Annotated in this window: 15 protein-coding genes; 7 read left to right on the top strand and 8 right to left on the bottom strand. The window is 70.9% G+C overall.

Annotation, left to right across the window (positions count from 1 at the left end):
* The 3 genes from IT347_01700 to IT347_01690 all read left to right on the top strand — a co-directional run.
* Positions 1-2,667 (top strand): putative Ig domain-containing protein (locus IT347_01700; GenBank protein ID MCC6348291.1); only part of this gene is annotated, 2,667 nt, incomplete at its 5' end.
* Positions 2,668-2,674: 7 nt separating this feature from the next.
* Positions 2,675-8,392 (top strand): putative Ig domain-containing protein, encoded by a 5,718-nt coding sequence (locus IT347_01695; protein MCC6348290.1) that lies wholly within the window; start codon positions 2,675-2,677, stop codon positions 8,390-8,392.
* A 31-nt stretch (positions 8,393-8,423) separates the two neighbouring features.
* Entirely contained in the window at positions 8,424-9,263 is an 840-nt protein-coding gene (locus tag IT347_01690) for a hypothetical protein (GenBank protein MCC6348289.1), read from the top strand.
* 12 nt (positions 9,264-9,275) lie between these two features.
* Here the strand turns inward: IT347_01690 and IT347_01685 are convergent, their stop codons facing one another.
* The 5 genes from IT347_01685 to IT347_01665 form a co-directional block, all read right to left on the bottom strand.
* A complete protein-coding gene (locus IT347_01685; protein ID MCC6348288.1) occupies positions 9,276-11,108 on the bottom strand; it encodes a hypothetical protein in 1,833 nt (610 codons plus the stop codon).
* A gap of 134 nt (positions 11,109-11,242) precedes the next feature.
* Positions 11,243-12,259 (bottom strand): TRAP transporter substrate-binding protein DctP, encoded by a 1,017-nt coding sequence (dctP, locus tag IT347_01680; protein ID MCC6348287.1) that lies wholly within the window; start codon positions 12,257-12,259, stop codon positions 11,243-11,245.
* Positions 12,260-12,262: 3 nt separating this feature from the next.
* The gene (locus IT347_01675) at positions 12,263-13,225 is read right to left on the bottom strand and encodes a TRAP transporter TatT component family protein (protein MCC6348286.1); all 963 of its coding nucleotides are present in this window, start codon (positions 13,223-13,225) and stop codon (positions 12,263-12,265) included.
* Between the two features lie 251 nt (positions 13,226-13,476).
* Positions 13,477-14,358 (bottom strand): hypothetical protein, encoded by an 882-nt coding sequence (locus IT347_01670; GenBank protein ID MCC6348285.1) that lies wholly within the window; start codon positions 14,356-14,358, stop codon positions 13,477-13,479.
* Positions 14,359-14,551: 193 nt separating this feature from the next.
* Complete coding sequence (locus IT347_01665; protein MCC6348284.1) at positions 14,552-15,412, bottom strand: response regulator transcription factor; 861 nt, start codon at positions 15,410-15,412, stop codon at positions 14,552-14,554.
* A gap of 173 nt (positions 15,413-15,585) precedes the next feature.
* Here IT347_01665 and IT347_01660 point away from each other — a divergent pair, with 173 nt between their 5' ends.
* The 4 genes from IT347_01660 (at position 15,586) to IT347_01645 (ending at position 18,874) form a co-directional block, all read left to right on the top strand.
* Complete coding sequence (locus IT347_01660; GenBank protein MCC6348283.1) at positions 15,586-16,038, top strand: universal stress protein; 453 nt, start codon at positions 15,586-15,588, stop codon at positions 16,036-16,038.
* Positions 16,025-16,708: a YceI family protein gene (locus IT347_01655; protein ID MCC6348282.1), complete on the top strand. Its 684-nt coding sequence runs from the start codon at positions 16,025-16,027 to the stop codon at positions 16,706-16,708. The genes IT347_01660 and IT347_01655 overlap by 14 nt, the downstream gene beginning before the upstream one ends.
* A 284-nt stretch (positions 16,709-16,992) precedes the next feature.
* The gene (locus IT347_01650; GenBank protein ID MCC6348281.1) at positions 16,993-18,219 is read left to right on the top strand and encodes a hypothetical protein; all 1,227 of its coding nucleotides are present in this window, start codon (positions 16,993-16,995) and stop codon (positions 18,217-18,219) included.
* 25 nt (positions 18,220-18,244) lie between these two features.
* Positions 18,245-18,874: an SRPBCC family protein gene (locus IT347_01645; protein ID MCC6348280.1), complete on the top strand. Its 630-nt coding sequence runs from the start codon at positions 18,245-18,247 to the stop codon at positions 18,872-18,874.
* A gap of 75 nt (positions 18,875-18,949) precedes the next feature.
* Here IT347_01645 and IT347_01640 read toward each other — a convergent pair whose 3' ends face one another.
* Genes IT347_01640 through IT347_01630 form a run of 3 tightly spaced genes read right to left on the bottom strand, consistent with a single transcriptional unit; the run spans position 18,950 to position 21,129 of the window.
* The gene (locus tag IT347_01640; GenBank protein MCC6348279.1) at positions 18,950-20,137 is read right to left on the bottom strand and encodes a TonB family protein; all 1,188 of its coding nucleotides are present in this window, start codon (positions 20,135-20,137) and stop codon (positions 18,950-18,952) included.
* A gap of 10 nt (positions 20,138-20,147) precedes the next feature.
* Positions 20,148-20,627, bottom strand: a complete 480-nt coding sequence (locus IT347_01635; GenBank protein MCC6348278.1) for a biopolymer transporter ExbD — start codon at positions 20,625-20,627, stop codon at positions 20,148-20,150.
* Between the two features lies 1 nt (position 20,628).
* Positions 20,629-21,129, bottom strand: coding sequence for a biopolymer transporter ExbD (locus IT347_01630; protein ID MCC6348277.1), 501 nt, complete (start codon positions 21,127-21,129; stop codon positions 20,629-20,631).
* Positions 21,130-21,133: the final 4 nt, after the last annotated feature.

Raw genomic sequence — 21,133 nt, 5'->3', positions numbered from 1 at the left:
TCGCAGACGCTGGCCGCCACCGGCGGCACCGCGCCCTACGGTAGCTGGGCGGTGACGGTCGGGACGCTGCCTGCGGGTCTGAGCCTGGACAGCGGCAGCGGGCTCATCAGCGGGACGCCGGCGACGGCGGAGACGCAAGCGTTCACGGTTCGGGTGGTGGACGCGGCCAGCGACACGGCGACGCAGGCGCTCTCGATCACGGTCGGAGCAAACGGCGTGGCGACGCGGCTTGTGGTCGTTCAGTCGCCGTCGAACTCGGTGGCGGGCTCGGTCCTGTCGCCGAATCTCTTGGTGCGCGTGCGGGATGCGTACGGGAACAATGTGCCCGGTGCGGGTGTCTCGATTGACGTCGCACTCTCGACCGGGCCCGGTCCTCTGTCCGGCACGCTCTCGCGAACCACAGACTCCACCGGGCTCGCGGTGTTCGGCGATCTGGTGCTGCAGACGTCGGGAACAGGGCAGCGACTGGCCGTTTCGAGCACGGGACTCTCGCCGGACACGAGCGCCACGTTCGACGTTTCGCCTGCCAGCGCGGCCTCGCTCACTTTTGTCCAGCACCCAACCTCCACGCTGGTCGGCGCAATCATCACCCCGGCCGTCACGGTCAGGGTCCGCGATACGTTCGGCAACAACGTGCCCGGGGAGTCGGTCTCGATCGGGCTCGTTGGGATGGGAACGCTGGAGGGCGACGCGCCCGCGGTGAGCGACTCCAACGGCATCGCCACGTTCGCCAGCCTGTGGGTGAACCTTGCGGGCACGGGCAACATTCTCGAGGCGACCGCCGGGGCCCTGGGTCCGGTCTCGAGCGCGACGTTCGACATCTCCTGCCCGGTCATCACCCTCGCCCCGTCGCTTCTCGCCAACGCGACGCAGGGCATCGCCTACTCGGAAACCCTCTCGGCGGGCGGGGGCCACGCGCCGTACAACTACGCGGTCTCGGCCGGCAGCCTGCCCGCCGGGCTCGCGCTCGCGGCCACGGGTGAACTCTCCGGCACTCCCACCGCGATCGGCTCGTCGAACTTCACGGTCACGGCGACGGATACCTTCGGCTGCGCGGGCTCGCTGGCGTACAGCCTGACCGTGGACCTGGGCTGCCCGGCGATCGCCGTGACGCCGGATTCCCTGCCGCCGGCTTCGGTGGCCGTGGCGTATTCGCAGGCGCTCGCGGCGAGCGGCGGAACCGCACCCTACGTGTTCACGGTCACGTCGGGCGCCCTGCCCGCCGGGCTCAGCCTGTCCCCCGCGGGCCTGCTGTCGGGTACTCCGAGCGCCGCGGGAACGGACACGTTCACCATCGGTGTGTCGGACTCCAATCTGTGCACGGGCAGCCGCGTGTACACGCTCGAAGTCCTGGCGATTCCCACGGCGATCGCCGACCTCGCGGCGCAGACTCAACCGTCGAGCAACGATGCCGACGGCACGGCGAAGGTCGTGCTGACGTTCTCCGTGCCGGCGGGTGCCACGACGGTCCAGGTCTACAGGGCGGGATTCGGCGGGTACCCGCGCTACGACAACGCCGGTGGCGTCGAACCCGCGATTCCGTCCTACCCGCCGGGCGCGCCGTGGACGCTGACCTCGGTCACCGCGAGCGGCCAGACCGACGAGCCGGCCACGCGCGACTTCTGGTACTACGTCGCGTTCGCGAAGAACGCGGCGGGCGGGACGTCGGCGGTTTCCAATCGGAGCGCCGGAGCGCTCGACTATCACCTCGGCGACGTTTCCGACGGCGTCACGATCGGACAGGGCAACAACTCGGTCGGAAGCGAGGACGTCTCGCTGCTCGGCGCGAACTACGGCATCTCCGAGCCTGAGCTCTCGAACCGCAACGTCCACTACCTCGACGTGGGGCCGACGACCGACCTGGCGCTCTCGTCCCGCCCGTTCACCGATGGCCGGCTCGACTTCGAGGACTTCATCGTCTTCGCCACGAACTTCCTCGTGGTCTCGGCCCCGCAGCTCGCGAACGGACCGGCGACCGGCGAGGAGGGTGCCACCGACGAGCTGCGCATCGAGGCGCCCGTCAGCACCGATGCCGGATCGCAGGTCACGGCCACTTTGAGCATGACCGGCAGCGGTCGCGTGCAGGGGTTCTCGGCGACGCTCGGCTGGGACGCCACGGTGGTCGAGCCGGTCGGCGTTTCGACGGGCGGGTGGCTGGCTGCGCAGGGAGGACTCGTGCTCTCGCCACGCGCCGGTGTGGTGGACGCCGCGCTGCTCGGCGTGCGCGCGCGCGCGCTGGCGGGTGAAGGCGAGGTGGCCACGGTCACGTTCCGGGCGCTGCGCGGCGGAGCGCCGCGAATCCGCCTCGCGCAGGTCGCGGCCCGCGATTCGCGCAACCAGCCTGTCGAGCTGGGCGCGAGCGGGCGCGAGACCGGGACGCCGCGCGTATGGGTGACGGCGCTCGCCGCACCGTGGCCGAATCCCGCACGCGGAAGCGCGACGATCGAGTTCGGACTCGCGCACGACGATCGTGTGGACCTCGCGATCTACTCGGTGGACGGCCGGCGCGTGAAGACACTCGTCTCGGGCGTGCGCGAGGCGGGTTCGTGGCGCGTGGCCTGGGACGGCGGCGACGAAAGCGGCCGGCCGGCCGCGCCGGGGCTCTACTACGCGCAGCTCCATGCCGGCGGGGCACGGTTCACCCGGCGTCTGGTGCTCCTGAGGTAGCGGGCCGATGAAGACCACCGGGATCGCGCAGACGGCGCCGCGCAAGGGCGCCCGCCGGACGGGACGGCGCCCCGCCGGACTGCGTGCCGCGCTCGCGCTGTTGCGGGTGGCGCTGTGCGCGGCGCTCGGCGCGAGCGTGGCCGGCGCGCAGGTCGTGCGCGAGGATCTGCAGATCACCAACGGCACGGTCAACGCGGTCGCGGTCTCCGGCTCCACCCTCTACCTCGGCGGCGCTTTCACGGCGGTCGGCTCGACCTCGGGCACCGGCGTGCCGATCAGCGCGGCGTCGGGCCTCGCGCTCGCCGGTTACCCGAGGGTCACGGGCCAGATCAACGCGGTCGTTTCCGATGGTGCGGGCGGGTGGTTCATCGGTGGCCAGTTCTCCTCGGTCGGCGGCGTCGCGCGCGCGAACCTCGCGCATGTGCTGGCCGACAACTCGGTCGCGCCCTGGAACCCGGGGGCGAGCGGACAGGTGCTGACACTGGTCTTCGACGGCACCACGCTCTACGCGGGCGGCAGCTTCTCGTCCGTCGGTGGGGAGTCGCGAAGCAACCTCGCGGCCGTGGACGGCACGACCGGGGTGACGACCGCGTGGGATCCCGGCGCGAGCAGCAGCGTGCGCGCCCTCGCCCTGGGCGGCGGCGTGATCTACGTGGGCGGCAGCTTCACCAGCATCGGTGCCTCGTCTCGCATGCGCATCGCCGCGGTGGACCTGACCAGCGGCACGCCGACCTCCTGGAATCCGAACGCCAACAGCACCGTGCGTGCGCTCGTCGCCAACGGTTCCAGCGTTTTCGTGGGCGGAGACTTCACGAACATCGGCGGGCAGACGCGTCTTCGCGTCGCGGCGCTGGACGTCTCGAGCGGCCTCGCCACCGCCTGGAACCCGGGGAGCAACGCGCAGGTCTCGGCGCTGGCGCTCGACGCCGGCAGCCTGTACGTGGGCGGCGCCTTCACGACGGTCGGCGGCCAGCCGCGGACGCGACTGTGTTCCGTGGACGCCGGAACCGGGGCGGTCTCGGCCTGGAGTCCCGGCGCCAACGCCCAGGTGCTCGCGCTGTCGGTCGTCGGGTCGGTGGTGTACGCGGGCGGCGATTTCACCTCCGTCGGGGGACAGGCGCGCAGCCGCCTCGCCGCGCTCGACGCGACGACCGGCCTCGCGACCGCCTGGAACCCGATCGCGTACGGGGCCGTCTTCTCGCTCGCGTCGTATGGCGGAGTGGTCTACGCGGGTGGTTCCTTCACCGGCATCGGCGGGGTGCTGCGCAACAATCTCGCGGCGCTGGACCTCGTCACCGGCCAGGTCACGAGCTGGAATCCCGACGTGAACAGCGAGGTGCTCGCCCTCGCGGTGGACGGCGCGACGCTCCGTGTGGGCGGCAGCTTCACCATGGTCGGGGCGCAGGTCCGTAACGGACTCGCGGCGTTCGACCTCGGATCCGGGGCGCTCGGCGCGTGGGACCCGAACGTGTCGGGCCGCGTCGCGTCGCTCGGCGTGAGCGCCGGGCTCGTCTACTCGGGCGGACTGTTCACCGACGTGGGCGGACAGCCGCGCGCCAACATCGCCGCCATCGATGGCGCGACCGGCGCGGCCACGGCCTGGAATCCCGGGACGGACGGCGAGGTGTTCACCGTCACCAGCGACGGTGGCGTCGTATATATCGGTGGCACCTTCACCACCGCCGGCGGAAGCGCCCGCAACAACATCGCCGCGCTGGACGCGGCGAGCGGTTCCGCGACCGCGTGGAATCCCAACTCGAACGGCACCGTGCGTGCGATCGCCCTGAGCTGTGGCCGCGTCCTGACCGGTGGTTTCTTCACCACGATCGGCGGGCAGGCACGAAACCGGCTCGCCTGGCTCGACGCGGGCACCGGGGTCGCGGGAGCCTGGAATCCCAACTCCAACGGCCCGACCTACGACGTGATGGTGAACGGCCGCACGGTCTACGTCTCCGGCGTGTTCAGCAGCGTCGGAGCCCTGGCGCGCAACCGCATGGCGGCGATCGACCTCGCGACCGGCGTGGCCACGGCGTGGAATCCCAACGCGAGCGGCGCGGTGCGCTCGCTGGCGCTGGACGCGGGCTCGATCTACGCGGGCGGAAGCTTCGCCTCGATCGGCGCGACGCTGCAGACGAACGTGGCGGGCATGACCGAGGACGCGACCCTCACCTGCCCGACCATCACGCTCTCGCCGGCCTCGCTGCCCGCGATGCTCGTCGGCGGCTCGCTCAACCAGCCGTTCATCGCGAGCGGTGGCGCCTCGCCCTATTGCTGGTCGCTGTCGTCGGGCTCCCTGCCGCCCGGCCTCGCCTTCGACCCCGGCACAGGCACGCTCGCGGGCACCGCGACGACCGCGGGGTCCTACGCCTTCACGCTCACGGCCACCGACGCGAACGGCTGCCAGGGCGCGCAAGCCTACTCGGTGCAGGTGGACTGCCCCGCGATCGCGCTCTCGCCCTCGCAGTTGCCTTATGGATCGGTCGGCGCGCCGTACGCGCAGTCGCTGGCGGCGAGCGCGGGGAACGCGCCGCTTGTCTGGGCGGTGAGCTCCGGCAGTCTGCCCGCCGGCATCACCCTCGCGCCGGCCACGGGCGTGCTGAGCGGCGTTCCGGTTGCGGCCGGAACCTCGGTGTTCACGATCACCGCCACCGACGCCTATGGCTGCACCGGCGGCTCGAACTACACGCTCGACGTGTTCACGACGCCGCCCGCGTCGGTCGTCGCGGCGAACACCAGCGCCGCGTGCCTGGGTCCGCAGTTCCCGTGCGTGAGCGTGCCGTTCGTTTTCAGCCGCGCCGATTCGACGCCCGCGCGCGGCATCAGCGTCACCTTCCAGATCGACACCACACGGTTCGCGCTCTGCAACGCCGGACCGCCGGGCCTGAGCATCCAGCCCGGGCCATGGCTCGCCGGATACCCGAACTCGAACTTCCAGGTGGTCAGCCACGGTGGCGGCTCGTACACGGTGGATCAGGCCATCTTCGGTGTTCCGTGCGGCATCACGGTCGGCGGCGAACTGTTCACGGTGAGCCTGAAGGCGGTCGGTCCCGACGGCCCGGGCCTGCTCACGGTGACGAACGTCAAGGCGCGCGACTGCGGCAACCTCGCCATCGCCGCGGCGCCCGGCCCCGCGGCGACGCTCCATGTGCACGCGGCGCCGGTGGTCGTGCTGCCGGACACGCTCGCCGATGCGCCGGTCAACGCGCCGTACGCCGCGACCCTCGCGACGACCGTCGGCACCCAGCCGGTGGCGTTCGTGGTGACCGCCGGCGCGCTGCCGCCGGGTGTCACGCTGGCGACCGACGGGACGCTTTCCGGGACGCCGACGGTTTACGGTTCCTACAGCTTCACGGTGACGGCGACCGACGCGGGCGGCTGCACCGGCAGCCGGGCCTACACGCTCGACGTGACCTGCCCGGTCATGGCGCTGCTGCCGGCGACGCTGCCCAACGCGCCGATCGGTGTCGCGTACAGCCAGACGCTCACGGCCGACGGCGGCACGCCGCCCGTGACGTTCGCCGTCACCAGCGGCTCGCTGCCGCCGGGCCTGTCCCTCGCGCCGGCCGGCGGGCTGACCGGCACGCCGAGCGCGACGGGTTCGTTCGCGTTCACCGTTCGCGCCACGGCCACGGGTGGCTGCTTCGTGGATCGTCCCTACACGGTCGCGGTGGCCTGCCCGGCCATGGCCGTGCTCCCGGCGACGCTCACCGACGGTCTCGTCGGCTCGGCCTTCGCCCAGTCGGTCAGCGCCAGCGACGGCATTGCTCCGTTCGCCTGGACCATCGCCTCGGGCTCGCTGCCGGCCGGGCTGTCGCTCGACCCGGGCACCGGCATGATCTCGGGCACGCCGTCCACGGCGGCCACCTCGGTCTTCACGCTGAGGGTGACGGATGCCTTCGGCTGCACGGCCGAGGAGACCTACACGCTCAGCATCCTCGCGTCGCCGCCCGCCTCGAGCGTCACGGCCAACGGCGCGGGCCTGTGCCTGTCCACGACCAGCGCGTGCGTCAGCGTGCCGTTCCTGTTCGCACGCGGCGAGACGGCGCCGGCGCGCGGCGTCAGCGTCACGTTCCAGCTCGAGACCGCGAAGCTGTCGCTGTGCACGCCCGGCTCGCCGCTCTCGAGCGTCCACCTGGGGACCTGGTTCACCGGCTACACGAACCACGACCTGCAGGTGACCGACCGGGGCGGCGGCCGCTATACCGTGGATGTCGCGCTGTTCGGCTCGCCGTGCGGGATCATCACCGGCGGACAACTCTTCACCGTGGACGTGCAGTCGGTCGGGAGTGACGGCACGGGCTCGATCAGCATCGTGTCGGCGATCGCGCGGGACTGCGACAACGTGCCGATCGGGGTCCTGCCCGGAGCTTCGGCGGTGGTTTCGATCCAGCATGCGGCGCCCGCACCGGTCACCGACCTCACGTCCGAGCAGGTGCTGACGGGCAACCCTCCCGGGCAGACGACCGGGATCACGCTGTCGTGGACGACGGGCGGTGGTTCGGCGGCGCGGCTGTACCGCGCGCCGTTCGGCGCCTACCCGCTCTACGACGCGAACGGACCCGTCGCGCCGCCCGATCCGCTCGCGGCGCCGGGTTCTCCATGGACGCTGGTCGCCTCGAGCGCTGCCACCGGCTACGTGGACCATCCGCCCGCGCGTGGCTGGTGGCAGTACGTCGCCTACGCCATCGACTCGTGCGGCAACCTGTCGGCGGTCTCCGCGGCCAGCGCGGGGGCGCTCGACTATCACCTGGGCGACGTCTCCGACGGCGTCACGGTCGGAACGGGCGACAATCGCGTGAGCGACGAGGACGTCTCGCTGCTCGGGGCCAACTACGGCATCGGCGAGCCGGCCATCACCTCGCGCGGCGTCGCCTACCTCGACATCGGCCCGACCACCGACTATCTGCCGACGTCACGGCCCCACCCGGACCACCTGATCGACTTCGAGGACTTCATCCTCTTCGCGGCCAACTACCAGGTCACCTCGGGCCCGCCGGGACCCTCGCGCGTGAAGCCGGCGGGCGACGCGCACGCGGCCTCGGGCGCGGTCGAGGTCTTCGACCTCGCCGCCCCGTCCGTGGTGGAGGCGGGCGCGCTGGTGACGACGACCCTGCGGCTCAACGGCTCGGGCGCGGTCCGGGGCTTTTCGGCGGTGCTCGGCTGGGATCCCTCGGTCGTCCAGCCGGTCGGGGCGGAGCCGACGTCGTGGTTCGCCGCGCAGGACGGGCTGCTGCTCTCGCCGGGGCCGGGTCGTGTGGATGGCGCCCTGCTCGGAGCGCGTGAGATCGGGCTGGCCGGCGACGTGGAGGTCGCGAGCGTGACCTTCCGGGCGATCGCTTCGGGCGCCCCGGGGCTGCGCATCCAGCGGGTGGCCGCCCGCGATGGGCGCAACCAGCCGGTGACGACGGCGATTCAAGTCGCCGACGTCGCGGGACCCGCGCCCCGCACGACGGCGCTGGCGGCTCCGTGGCCGAATCCGTCACGCGAGGCGACGACGCTCGAGTTCGGTCTTGCCCGGACGGGAGCCGTCGAGCTTTCCATTTACGGAATCGACGGACGGCGCGTCCGGCTGCTGGTGCAGGGGGAGAGGGAGGCGGGCAACTACCGGCTGAACTGGGACGGCGCGGACGATCGCGGCCGTTCCGCGGCGCCGGGCGTCTACTACGCACGGCTGCGGGCGGACGGTCGCGAGTTCACGAAGAAGCTGGTGCGGCTCGACCGGTAGGACCGGCCGGCGCACGGGAACGACACCTCAGATGGCTCCATCAACGATCCGAATCCCGACCGGCATCCGCGCGCTCGTGCTCGCCACGATGGCGCTGGCGGTCGCGCGTCCCGCGGCGGCGGCCGTGCAGGTGGCGGTCTCGCCGCCGACCGTGAACGTCGGCCCGGGCCAGGAGTTCGACGTCACCCTGTCCATCGTGCAGGCCGGCTCGGCCTTCAACGGCTTCGTCGCCGTCGTCGGCTACGACACGACCGCGCTCACGTTCGTGCCGGCGGCGATCCTCGCCTCGCAGCAGGGCTGCCTGATGACGGGCGGGTGCAGCGCGGCGTGCGGAAACACGTTTCACCGGTTCACCCCGGCGGGCGACAGCCTGACCATCACCGACCACCTGCTGTGCGATCAGATCGCGCTCACCGGTCCCGGAGCGATCTACACGCTGCGTTTCAAGGCCGCCAATGTGCCCCAGGTGACCTGGATCCGGCTGCGCCGCGCGACCTTCTACAACGCGGGTCTGTTCGTCACGCCCGTCGAGACCGCCGACGCCGTGATCGGCATCGGCGTGACACTCGGCGTGCCGGAAGGACCGCCACGGCCGGCCGGCCTGCGCGTGCGCGCGGAGCCGAACCCCGCTCGCGGTCGCCTCGCGCTCGCGATCGAGACGGACCGCGCGGGCGAGCTGCGCGCCGACATTCACGACGTCTCGGGCCGGCTGGTGCGCCGGCTCGACGCCGGCTGGCGCGAAGCCGGCGCCGTGCGGCTGCCCTGGGACGGCTCCGACCTCGCGGGCGCGCGCGTGCCGCCGGGGGTCTACCTGGTGACGGTCCGCGTCTCCGGCCGATCGGCGGGCGCGCGGTTCGCGATCGTCGAGTGATCCGCGCGGCCTTCAGGGCCGCACGGCCGCGTCGTTGATCGGGGCCGGCGGAATCGTGTCGGCGGACGCCGCCACCAGAAAGCGGGCGTCACGCGAGGGCACGGTCACGGTCGCCGCGTCCGTGCCGTCGTTGGTCACCGGATCGCGAATCCCGAGGATTCGCCGGTAGCCCGGGCCGAGAGGCACGGTGAGATCGGCCGGGCCCGGGTTCACCAGCACCGTCCCGTTGTCGAAGTCGCGGCGGAAGAGCGTGGTGGAACCCGCCTGCAGGTGCAGATCGTCCAGCCACACGTCGCCGGCTTCGAGGCCGAGGTAGAACTGGAGCTTTCCCGTACCGTTCCGGGTCGGCACCAGCGCCACCTGGTATTGCCGCCAGTTCGTGTCCACGGTCACGTACTGTCGGGCGATCTCGCCGACGCCGGGCTCGTTCGCGACCACGGGGAGGTTGCGCAGGTTCGACGCCTTCGCCCAGAAGGTGGCCGAGTACGTGAGGCCCTGGATCATGGCGATGGAGCCCGAACTCGCGACGTTGGCGTGCCAGTCGGTGCTCGACGCCGCCGCAACGTGCACGCGCAGCGAGGCGAAGCCCTTGCCGGCCGTCGTGGCGTCGCGCGTCATGCCGCCGGGGGTCGCGAAGTACGACGTCCAGCCGGACAGATCCGACTCGAGATCCGTGTTCGAGACGGCGTCGGGGGCCGTTCCGACCCAGATCATCTGGTACATGCGGCCCAGCGGCCGACCCAGCCAGCCCGTGTCGCGTCCGAGCGTGCTCGAACGTCCGGTCGAGAGGTCCACGGCGTACTCGTCGTACCACCACGTCCAGTAGGGATACACGTCGGTCACACGGCCGATGTAGCCGTAGACGCCGTAGCCGTCGCCGAGCGCGGCGCTGCCGAGGCCATATCGGACCTGACGCTGGCTCAAGGGGTCGTAGGGCAGGCCCGGGTAGCCGGCGCCCGAAAAGATGAAGTTGTTGACCGGCTGACGGAACTTCTCGTCGTCCTTCAGGTAGCCGCCGGTGTCGTTCAGCATGTTCGAGTACCAGGTGCCGCCACCCTGGTTGGGGAAGTTCTCGCGCATCCAGCCGTTGAACCACGCGTACTTGGTGCCGTAGCCGCAGTTCCCGACCAGGATCGGCGTCGGACCGGAGAGCGCGCGAAGCCGCGAGGCGAGCGTGTCGCTGCCCGCCTTCCAGGCGGCGTCGAACGCCGCGGCGCTGGGGTAGCCCGCGCGCGCGAAGTCGATCATCTCGTTCGCGGACTGCGCCCACAGGATGCCGTCGCAGTAGGCGTCGAGGAACACGCCGTCCCAGGTGCCCGTGGCGACGACCGCGTCATGGAACAGCGAGGCGAGCGCCTCGGCCACGACGAAGCGTCCGTTGGCGTCCCGTTTGGCGAGGTTGACGTCCGCGAGCGCCGAGTTGCTGAGCCCGAACCGCTGGCCCGAGCGGTTGTACAGAAATCCGTCCAGGTCGCGGACCGTACGCCAGTAGCGCGTCGGGAAGTGGTTGAGCGAGTCGGGATCGGCCGACGGCCAGATGTGGTGGCCGGTGACGTAGCCCAGCATCTTGATGCCGGGGTTCAGCGACCGCAGCGCCGCGATGGCGTCCGGCCGGTAGGGCGAGAACGGATCCACGTCCACGACGATCTCGTCGTAGCGCGCGACCTGCGAGGCGATGTCGGGATCCAGCGTGCCGTCCGCCCGCAGCAGGGGCCGGCCGTCACGGTGGACCGACCAGTAGAGCCCCAGGCGCGGATAGTCCTGCGCGCCGGCGGGGGCCGGCGGGACAAGGGCGAGCGCGAGCAGAAGCGCCGCGAACAGGAAACGGGCGTGGCCGGGCTGCATGGGCTTTCCGGGCGGTTATCGGCCGGGTCGCGGGGGTTCCTGAACCCCCGCGACCCAGGCGGAAACCGCGCATCTCCCGTGGTCCCGCGGTCCGTTTTCGGCCGCGATGCGCTCCGCCGCGCCAATCTTCGCTGCTAACGCGCGGCGGCCTTCTTGCGCCAGTCGTCGCGCGCCTTGCGGGCCGCGGCGAGGATCTCGGGAGGCACGCGCGAGCCGGGGATGCCGGCGGCGAACTGATCGGCGATGCCGGAGAAAACGGCGGCGTCCGCGGGCTTGACCGGATTCACTTTCAGGCCGCGCTTCTGCATCTCGACCACCGCGGTCGTGTCCTGCTTCGGCACTTCGACCTTGAGACGATCCGAGAGCTTTCGGCAGGAAACCATGATCTTCGCGCGATCCGCGGGAGAGATCTTCATCCACGCCGACTTGGTCACGACCAGTCCGCCGACCAGGGGCGCGAGGCCGAGGCCCATGATGTTCGGCGTCTGCCGATACCACTGCAGCGTCAACCCGAGCAGCGGAGTGGAAGGGTAGGCGTCGATCATGTTCGTCTGCAGGCCGGTCATCATGTCGGTCACGGCGAGGGCGACGGGCTGGAAGCCGAGCGATTTCCACTGTTCGGCGAGTTGTTCGTCGCCGGCCCACACGAACAGCTTGGTCTTCTTGAGCCCCGCCGCGTCGGCGACGGGGTTCCTGGTGAAGAAATACACCCAGCCGCCATGTCCCCACGACAGCAGGATGAAGCCCTTGTCCTCGAGGCGCTTCCTGAGCACCGGCTCGAGCGCGTCCAGGGTCGCGTAGAGCTCGGGGTAGGACGAGAAGAACATCGGAATGTTGAAGATGTGGAACGCCGGATCGATCGAGGCGAGGCCCGCGGTGGTCACGGCCGACGCCTGCAGCTGCCCGAGCCGCATCTTGCGCACGACATCGGGCTCGTCGCCGGCGACGCCGCCGGGATAGATGCGCAGCGAAACCCGACCCTGCGTGGCGGCGCTCCATTGCGCTCCCATCTCGCGCATGGCCTTGTCCCAGACCGAGCCCTCGGGGACCAGCGTGGCGAGCTTGATGACGGTCGTCTGCGCGAAGGCGGACGCGGGGGCGGCGACGACGAGGAGCGTGCACAGCAGGGTCAGCCAGCGGCGAAGGATCATCCGTTACTCCGGTGTCTGGGTGGTGTCGGGAGCGGAAGCGTCGTCGAGAAAGAACTCGTCCTGGTGCTCGAGCAGCGCGCGGGCCTTGCGCTGCAGCACGATCGTCGCGAGGCGCTGTGACGGGTCGCGATCCGGATCGAACGTCAGCGCATGTTCGAGAAGCTCGACGAACCGGGGGCGGTTCTGTTCCAGGATGGCCACGCTGGTCGCGAGCGTGACGTACGGTGAAGGCTTGGTGTCGTGGCACAGCTCGACGGCGCGCGCGAAATGCCGGCGGGCGCGCTCGACGGAGCCGCCCATCGCCGCCGGCAGCGCCTCGAGCACGATCATCGCCTCGTGCATCGCACCGCCTTCGTAGCCCTCGTCCACCTCGAGGCCGCGCTCCATGAGCGCGCGAATGGCGGGCAGGTCGGCGAGCATCTCGGGCTTGTCCTTGCCGAGCGAAATCGCCGAGCCCCAGGCGGCCGCGGTCCAGTAGAGCATGCCGACGTCGCGCGCCTGGATCCGAGCCGCCGCCGTCGCGGGGTCCGTCTGCAGTCCGGCCGTGATGCCCTTGTAGCGCTTCTCGAGCCCGCGAAGGCCGAAGTCGCGAGCCCGCAGGTCCAGCTTGTACGCGCGCTCGTGGAGAGCGTTGGCCCGCTCGTAATCGCTGTTGACGAGCAGGTCGCCTTCACTCTGGACGAACGCGTAGGCGTACTGCGTGTAGCCCTTGCACAGCGTGAGCAGCAGCCCCTCGTGATCCGGGATCACGGCAAGCAGGGACTCCATCGTCTTGAGGCCGAACGGCAGGGCGTCCTTGATGAGATCCGGATCGTCGTCGGTGCCGTAGACGTCCGGGCCGCTCGTGAGCGAGTTGGCGACGCCGCGCACCATCATGCGCTTGATCGAGCAGCCGCCCAGCGCCGGCGCGAGGGCCAGAACGAAGACGAGGACGACGAGGCCGGCGCGGGGAGTTCGAGGGCTCAAGCGGTCCTTTCCTTGGCGGGCGGCCGGGATGGCCACGGAAGCGGGCCCGTGGGGAGCGGCACGGACGCTAGCGTGCTGCCTTACGAGGGTCAAGCTCGTGCGTGAAGATTGCTGGGCGCGCCACGCGACAGGAGCACCGGCTCCGGAGCGTAGTGCACGCGCGGACCGCTTCCTCCGGTCGAATCCCGCTCACGCGAGCCCGTGCAGGTGCGGACGGTGGGCGACATGAACGCCGATCTCCCCGCGGGTGGCTATCGGTGGAGCGACTTGAGCCGCCCCCACGTTCCCCTCCTCGCGGGGACCGGAAGGCCGCAGAGGAGAAGGGACTGGTCTCCCGCGAGCGCGGCGAAGTTCAGAGCTGAAGGGTAGGCGGTCCCGCAGGTTCCCGCCGGCATGGGCGGAAGGCACTGATTCCCCACGCGGAACATTCCCCTGTAAACGAAGAACGCCGAAAGTCGGACGCAGCCCGACGGGTCGCCGAGCGTCGCGAGCGGGACCGCCCACTCGACGCCGGTGGATACCCCGGAGCCCCACGCGGGCGCGCATCCTTCCGGCACCCCCGCGACGTTGCGGTTGTCGATCGCAAGTCCGATGTCGAGCGGGTTCGTTCCGCCCGTGAGCCCGGCGGTCGGCCCGGCCCCGGTCGAGCCGAGGTACGCGCCCGGTCCGCCACCGCTCGTGAGCAGTTCGGCGACCCAGCCGTGCAGCGTGAACGGCCCGAAGCCCCAGACGTCGCTGCCGGTCGCGAACGCGGCGAAACAGTAGTCGGGGGAAAAGTCGGGATCGAATCGCAGGCCGGCGCAACCGTTCAGGACGTTGGTTGCATAAGGGCTGTCGATCACGAAGTTGTCGTTCCTCAGGACATTCTGGCCGCCGGGTCGAGTGTCGAGAAAGACGTACAGGAAGTCGGCGAAGATGCCCGGGTCGCTGGGATTCGCCATCTGGAGCAGATTTCCGGCGAGAAACAGGCGGAGTGTCCCGCCGTCGAGCGTCGCGTGGAGCGCGTCGAGTTCGGAGCCGTAGGACCAGTCGGGCACGCCGCGCGTGTTGTTTCCCCGGTTGGTCGCGATCGTCTGGACGACGATGGGCGCGCCGTACTCCGGATCGAGCTGGCCGTCGAGAGTGGCGGCCATGGCGGGCGCCGCTAGCACGAGGGCGGCGAGAGGCGCGAGGCGGGCAAGGGAAGCTAGAAGGGGCATGTCGGCGGCCCTCCTTACCTCTCGGATTCTATCCGGCCCTCATGCCGACCGGCAGCTCATTCTTCCCGCTCTGGAGGGAGCGGCGCACTGCCCCACCGCCTGGAAAGAGCCGCTCTCCCGGCCGGCCTCAGGCGGCCCCGGGCCGCCTCGAAGCTGCGCGCGCCGGCGGCGGTGCTGGAGCGGAGGTGGCCCGGGGGCCCGCGGGCCTGCGGATCAGCAGCGGGTTGCGCGCGATGTGCAGTCCGGCCTGAAGCCGGTCCTGCAGGCGCAACTTCTCGAGTATGTGGGCCACGTGCTTCTTCACCGTGGGCTCGCTGATGGATAGGGCGCTGGAGATCTCCTTGTTCGAGAGGCCTTCGGCGAGCAGCGCCGCCACGTCCAACTCGCGCTCCGAGAGCGGTTCGTTCGTTCCGCCGGAGGCCGGACCGTGTCCATCGGTTCCACGCGCCAGTTCCGACGTCGTGGTCGGATCGAACCACGACTGCCCTCTCGACACCGCGCGGATGCCGCGGAAGAGATCCTCGGGATCGGCGCTGCGCCGCAGCGTCGCGCGCGCCCCCTGGGCGACGGCCAGTGCCAGGCAGTCCGTCCCCACGGGACAGAACTCCACCGGCTGGTCCGTCCCGCGCTGGCGGGAGGGCGGGTTCAGCACCACGCAGTTGTGGGTGCCGCGGTCGGACATGGCCAGCACCCTGAGATCGGGAAGTTCGCGGCGCAGGCGCAGCAACGCCGGCTCTTCGGCCTGATCGGGCAGGTTCATGGTCAGCACCAGCACGTCGGGGCGGAGCGCCCGGCACTGGACCAGGACCTCGGCGACGGTGGCGGCCTCGCCCACCACGACCATGTCGGGCTCGTTCTCGATCAGACCCACGAGACCGCCCCGGTCAATCGCGTGGTGATCCGCGATCACGAGCCGGATGAGCGGGGCGGCCGCTTCCGCGGACTTGCGCCGCCGTGATGCGGGATGTGCTTTCGGGTGGTCGGGCACCGTCAATGGCCTCCGCGGCTGCTGGTGGACGGCGAAGGATACGCGCCCGCGCGCCTTGTCGCGAGCCGCAGACTACTCCTTTCGGATCATCCCCGCTCACCCCTCCGTCCCATTTTTTCGGCTGGCCGTGCGGGCGATTCTTCAGGCGCTCACTCAACCGGAAGGAGGGCCCCATGAAAATCCTGATCGCCCTGGACGATTCCGCTCACTCGGCTCGCGCGGTCCGGTTCGTACTCCGGATGCGCTGGCCGGCCGGCAGCCGGGTCATCGTGGCGAACGTCCTGGCTCCGGTGATCCTGCCCGCGGAGGTGGGAGTCGACTCGCCCGCCCCGCTGCTGAGCGACATGACCGAAGTGCAGGGCCAGAAGGCACGCGAGCTGGTGGCCCGCGCGGAGGCGGAGTTGCGCGAGGCGGGGATCGCGACCGAGAGCCGCATCCTGACCGGCGATCCTCGCGACGCGCTGGTCCGGCTGATCCGGGACGAGCGCGCGGATCTCATCGTCATGGGATCCCACGGCCGGACCGGGTTGAGCAAGCTGCTGCTCGGGAGCGTCTCGAGCCACGTGGTCACGCACGCCCACTGCAGCGTTCTCGTCGTCAAGGAGGATTCCCATGAAAGCGCCTGAAGTCAGCCGCAGCGCCCGGGCCCTACTGGTCTGCGGGCTGGCTGGCTGGTTCCTCGTTGCACCGCTCGCCGCCCACGCGGCCGGCGTGACCGCGGCCGCCGGCCTTGGCGCGGGCAGCACGCTCTGGCTCGAGGGCACCTCGACGCTTCACGACTACCACAGCCGTACGTCCACGCTCGGCTTCGTCCTGCTGCGCGACGAGGCGCAGGCGGACCCGGCCGATGCCGCGGCGCTTCGCCAGTGGCTTCGCGACGGAGGTCTTCGTGGCCTCGAGCTCAGCGTCCCCCTGAAGACGATGCGCTCGGGCAAGGAGGCGCTCGACAAGAACATGCTCAAGGCGCTCAAGGCGACCGAGTACCCCGACATCCGCTTCGTCATGTCGAACTCGCGCGTCGCCGCGGCGCGGGGCGACACGCTGCCGGTGACCGCGGAGGGCACGCTGTCGGTGGCCGGCCAGCAGCGCCCGGTGAGCGTGACGGGAACCCTCGTGCCCACCGAACAGGGCGTCTGGCTGGAGGGCAGTCACCCCATGAAGATGAGTGAGTTCGGCGTGAAGCCTCCGGCGCTGATGCTCGGAACTCTCAAGGTGCGCGACCCGATCGTGGTGCGATTCAAGCTGCTCATCGTGCCGCGTGATGCGAAAGCGCAGCAGTCCGCCGCTCACCCCTGACCCAGGAGCGGATCATGTACCCCGAAACCCAACAGTCTGACGAGGGTCCGAGGACCCAGGAGAAGACCATGCGCACGGCATTCGTGTCGTCGAAGCCACAGTCCGAAGCTCTCGTGAAGATCGAACCGGCCGCCGCGCCGGAGGCCGGCCGCCGGACCGTCGTTCCGCGGGCGTTCGCGCTCGGCGTGTTCGCCGTGCTCGCGTTCCTGGCGCTCGCGCCGACGGCGCGCGCCGAGGACCGCATCCCCGGCGAGACCGCACGGGCGAAGGCCGCCCCGAACACGATCCAGTACTTCCGTCCGCACGACTCGCGCAGCGTGAACCAGTTCGAGGCGCCCAAGGAGGAGGGCGTGCCCTACGACGGTTTCGCGCTCGCATGGGGAGCCGGCTTCACGCAGCAGTTCCAGGCGTTGCACCACTCGAACAACGCGACGCCGGTGATGTCGGGCAGCCCGCCCGTGAACCAGAACCAGCTCAAGCGGATCGGCGCCGGCTTCAACAACGCCGCCGCGAACATGTACATGAACGCGCAGCTCGCGCAGGGAATCCGCGTGGAGATGACCACCTACCTGTCGTCACGTCACCACAACGAGACGTGGGTGAAGGACGGCTTCCTGCTGATTGACGGTTCTCCGTGGGAGAACCCCAGCCTGGACCGGCTGATGAAGTATCTGACGCTCCGCGTCGGCCATTTCGAGGTGAACTACGGCGACGCGCACTTCCGCTCGACGGACAACGGCAACGCCATCACCAATCCGTTCGTCGGCAACCTGATCCTGAACGCCTTCACCACCGAGATCGGGGCCGAGGCCTACCTGCGGCACGACGGCTACATGGCGATGGTCGGCGCCACGGGTGGAGAGGTGCGGGGCACGGTCGCGAACCCACAGGACCGGGCGCCCACCTACCTCGGCAAGCTCGGCTTCGACAAGCAGGTGGACGAGAAGGTGCGCGTGCGCGTGACCGGCTCGCTCTACACCACGGCCAAGTCGGCCAGCAACACGCTGTACTCGGGAAGCCGCGCCGGCTCGCGCTACTTCGAAGTGCTCACCAACACCACCAGCGCGGTGGGGACCCAGGCCTGGACGGGCGACATCCAGCCGGGCCTGAGCAGCAAGGTCACGGCGACGTGCCTGAACCCGTTCGTCAAGGTCGGCGGCTTCGAGTTCTTCGGCACGCTCGAGCAGGCGAAGGGCAAGACGGCGGCCGAGATCGCCGCGAACGCGCCCGAGCGCAAGTGGACGCAGTTCGCGGGCGAAGTCCTGTACCGCTTCGCGTGGGACGACCTGTACGTGGGCGCCCGCTACAATACGGTCAAGGGCCGGCTCGCGGGCTTCACGCAGGACGTGACGTCGAACCGAGTCCAGGTGGCGGGTGGCTGGTTCATGACGCCGGGCATCCTGATGAAGGCGGAGTACGTCCGGCAGGCGTACGAGGACTACCCCGCGAACAACATCCTCCACGACGGCAGGTTCGAGGGCCTGATGATCGAAGGCGTCGTCGCCTTCTGATCGCGACGCCAGGGGAGTGGCCGGCATGAAGCTGGACAAGAAAACAGGTGCCGGTGGCTCCGGCGAGGGGGGCCGCACGCGAGTGCGGCCCCCGCGTCTCGCGCTGCTGCTTCTCGCGGTGGCCGGCCTCGTCCTTGCGGCGCCGGCGAGTCGCGCCGAAGGCGTCGAGCTGACGGTGACGAACCGGGCCGGGACCTACGAGGTTCGAGGGCGTTTCGAAACGACGGCGGATCTCGACACGGTCTGGCGGGTGCTCACCGACTACACGAGCATTTCGAGCTTCGTCGGCTCGGTCCGGCGCAGCGAGGTCGTTCTGCGCGACGGCGAACACCTGCGCATCCGGCAGACCGCGACGGTGGGGGTGTTCCCGTTCCAGCGCACGGCGCGCGTGCTGCTGGAAGTGGCGGAGTCTCCGCCTTCGCGAATCGAGTTCCACGACGTGCTGAGGGAGGACTTCCGCACGTACGACGGCTCGTGGTCGCTGAGCGGGGACTCGCTGCGTGCCGTCGTGTCCTACTCGCTCGACGCCTCCCCGCGGGCGAGCGCGCCCGGCTGGCTGGGCCGCGGAATGCTCAGCCGGAGCGCGCGTGACCTGCTGACGCAGGTCCGGGCCGAGATCGAGCGCCGCGCCGCGAAAGCCGCGCCGCGAAGATGAACCGGGGCGGCGAGCGCCGAGCAGCCGCGCCCGGGCCCGCGGCGAGCCCGCGAACGCGGGCCGCCGGAGCCGGCCTCAGTTGGGGGGCGTGAAGACGAACGGCACCTGGAAGGCCGTCGAGCCCGCCGGGATCGCGGGGAACTTCCAGTCGCGGATCTGCGACAGCGCGCAGCTCGCGAGCGCCTTCGAGCCGAGCGTGTCCTGGATCACCTCGGCGCGCGTCACGTTGCCCGCGGCGTCCACGACCAGCGCGACGACCAGCTTGCCCTTGAGGCCTTCGTTGCGCTTGAGCTCGTTGCCGTAGCAGAACTGGATGCCGGCCGAATATTTCTGGATGACCGCCATGAGCGAAGCGTTGCTGCGGTAGACGCCCGGTCCCGCGACGCCCGAGCCACCGGGTCCGCCGCCCATGCCGCCGCCGCCGCCGCCCGCGGGCAGGCCGTTGCCACCGAGCCCGCCACCACCGTAGCCGCCGTTGCCCATCCCGGTGCCCGAGCCCACGCCTCCACCGCTTCCGCCGCCCATGCCGCCACCTCCGCCCTGGCCGCCGCGACCCGGACCGCCGCCGCCAAGCGGATCGCCGCCCACGCCACCGACGAGCGAGCCCACCGACACCGAGGCGCCGCGCACGGCGGAGCCGCCGAGGTCCGCGCCGCCGCCCACGCCGGAGCCGAGCCCGGCGCCGGACGAGGCGACCTGCGCGTCGCTTCGCACGTTGCCCACCGACGAGACGCGGCGCGCGAGCGCCGCACCGGTCCTGCCGCTGCTCGAGCCGACGACGCCGAGATCACCGAGCCCGGCGAGCGACTTTTCGAGCGAGCTGGTCGCGCCCGAGAGCTGCGCCGCGACCTGCATGGCGCGCGCCCGGCCGGCTTCGCCCGTCCCCAGCCCGGGCGAGGTTCCCTTGCCGCCTCCCGGCCCGGGCACGCCGGTGCCGGGGCCGAGCTTCGCGGCGAGCGGGCCCTTCGGCCCCGTGCCTTCGGGCGGGCCGTCGCCGAGCGGGCCGGGCCGCAGGCCCGGCGTTCCGCCGAGCGGAGTGGGCGCGGGCATCGGAACGGCGGGCGCGGGCGTGAACAGGATGCGTGCGACGCGCGGCGCGTCGTTCGCGGCCAGCTCCATCATCTGTTTCGGCAATGGCGCGAGCATCACGACGGCGAGAAAGATCGCGCCCGCCACGCCCGAGCCGCCAAGACAGCGCTGGAAGAGTCCGTCTCCGCCCGTATCCGGCGAGGACAGCCAGTGATTCGATCGAACGAAGCTCATGACGATGCCCTCACGCCTTCCGCAGGACGGCGAGCGAGACGTTGTCGTAACCGCTCTGGCTGAGCGTGAACATGACCTTGCGAAGCAGCGAGTACTCGATGGCGCGGTCGCCCTGGATCGTGACCGTGGTGGCCTGCGCGGCGCCGGCGGCGGGATTCGCCGCCGCGACGGGCAGCCGCGCCGCGAGCGCGGGGATGCCGGCATCGCGGCTGGCGGCGACTTCGGCCACGGAGGCGACCTTCTCGGAGCCGAGCTTGATCGCATCGCCGTCGATCGCGACGACCAGCGAAGCGTCGGGGGCCTTCTCGGCCGTGGATTCGGGCAGGCGGACTCCCGGCTGCGGAACCATGACCTCGCCGCCCGCCGAGTAGCTCTTCAGCAGGAAGAGCAGCAGCACGGTGAGAATGTCCATCATCGAGATGAGGTTGACGCTCGAGCTGGCCTTGAGGCCGGCGCGTGCTCGGTGTCGGCGTGAAACGAGTCGGGCCATGTCAGACGGCTCCCGGGACCGCGTCGGCGAGCGCGGCGTTCGGCATTCCCGCGGCGCGTGCCAGGTCCATGATGTCGATGATCTCTTCGTAGCGGGTGCGGGTTTCGGGAACGATGCGGACTTCGGGCTTCCTGCCTTCGCGCGAACCCAGCGCCCGCAGGGCCGCTTCGAGCTGAAGTCGTCCCGGGTCCTTCGACCCTTCGCCGCCCGGGGTGCGTGCGAACGAGCGGCGCGCGAGCCCCTGGCCCTCGACGATGTAGTCCGAGGAGCGGATCCAGATCGTGACCGGCGGCGGCGGCGCATCGTCCGCGGCCTCCGGCGGAGGGGTGACAGCGGCCGCGTTCGCGGGCAGCCCCGTGGGGATGACCGCGAGCTGCACGAACGCCGCCGACAGCAGCAGCATCGGGATGATCGAGATGAAGACGTTCAGCATGGGCATCAGTTCGAGATCGGGTGTCTCGACCCGGTGCCCCTTGCCGCGCCTTGCGTGCCGGCCGGCCATGGGT

It is taken from the genome of Candidatus Eisenbacteria bacterium (assembly GCA_020847735.1).
GTDB lineage: Bacteria > Eisenbacteria > RBG-16-71-46 > RBG-16-71-46 > RBG-16-71-46 > CAIXRL01.
Note: the sequence above shows the minus strand (reverse complement) of the source record. Positions and strands in the feature narration are given on the sequence as shown.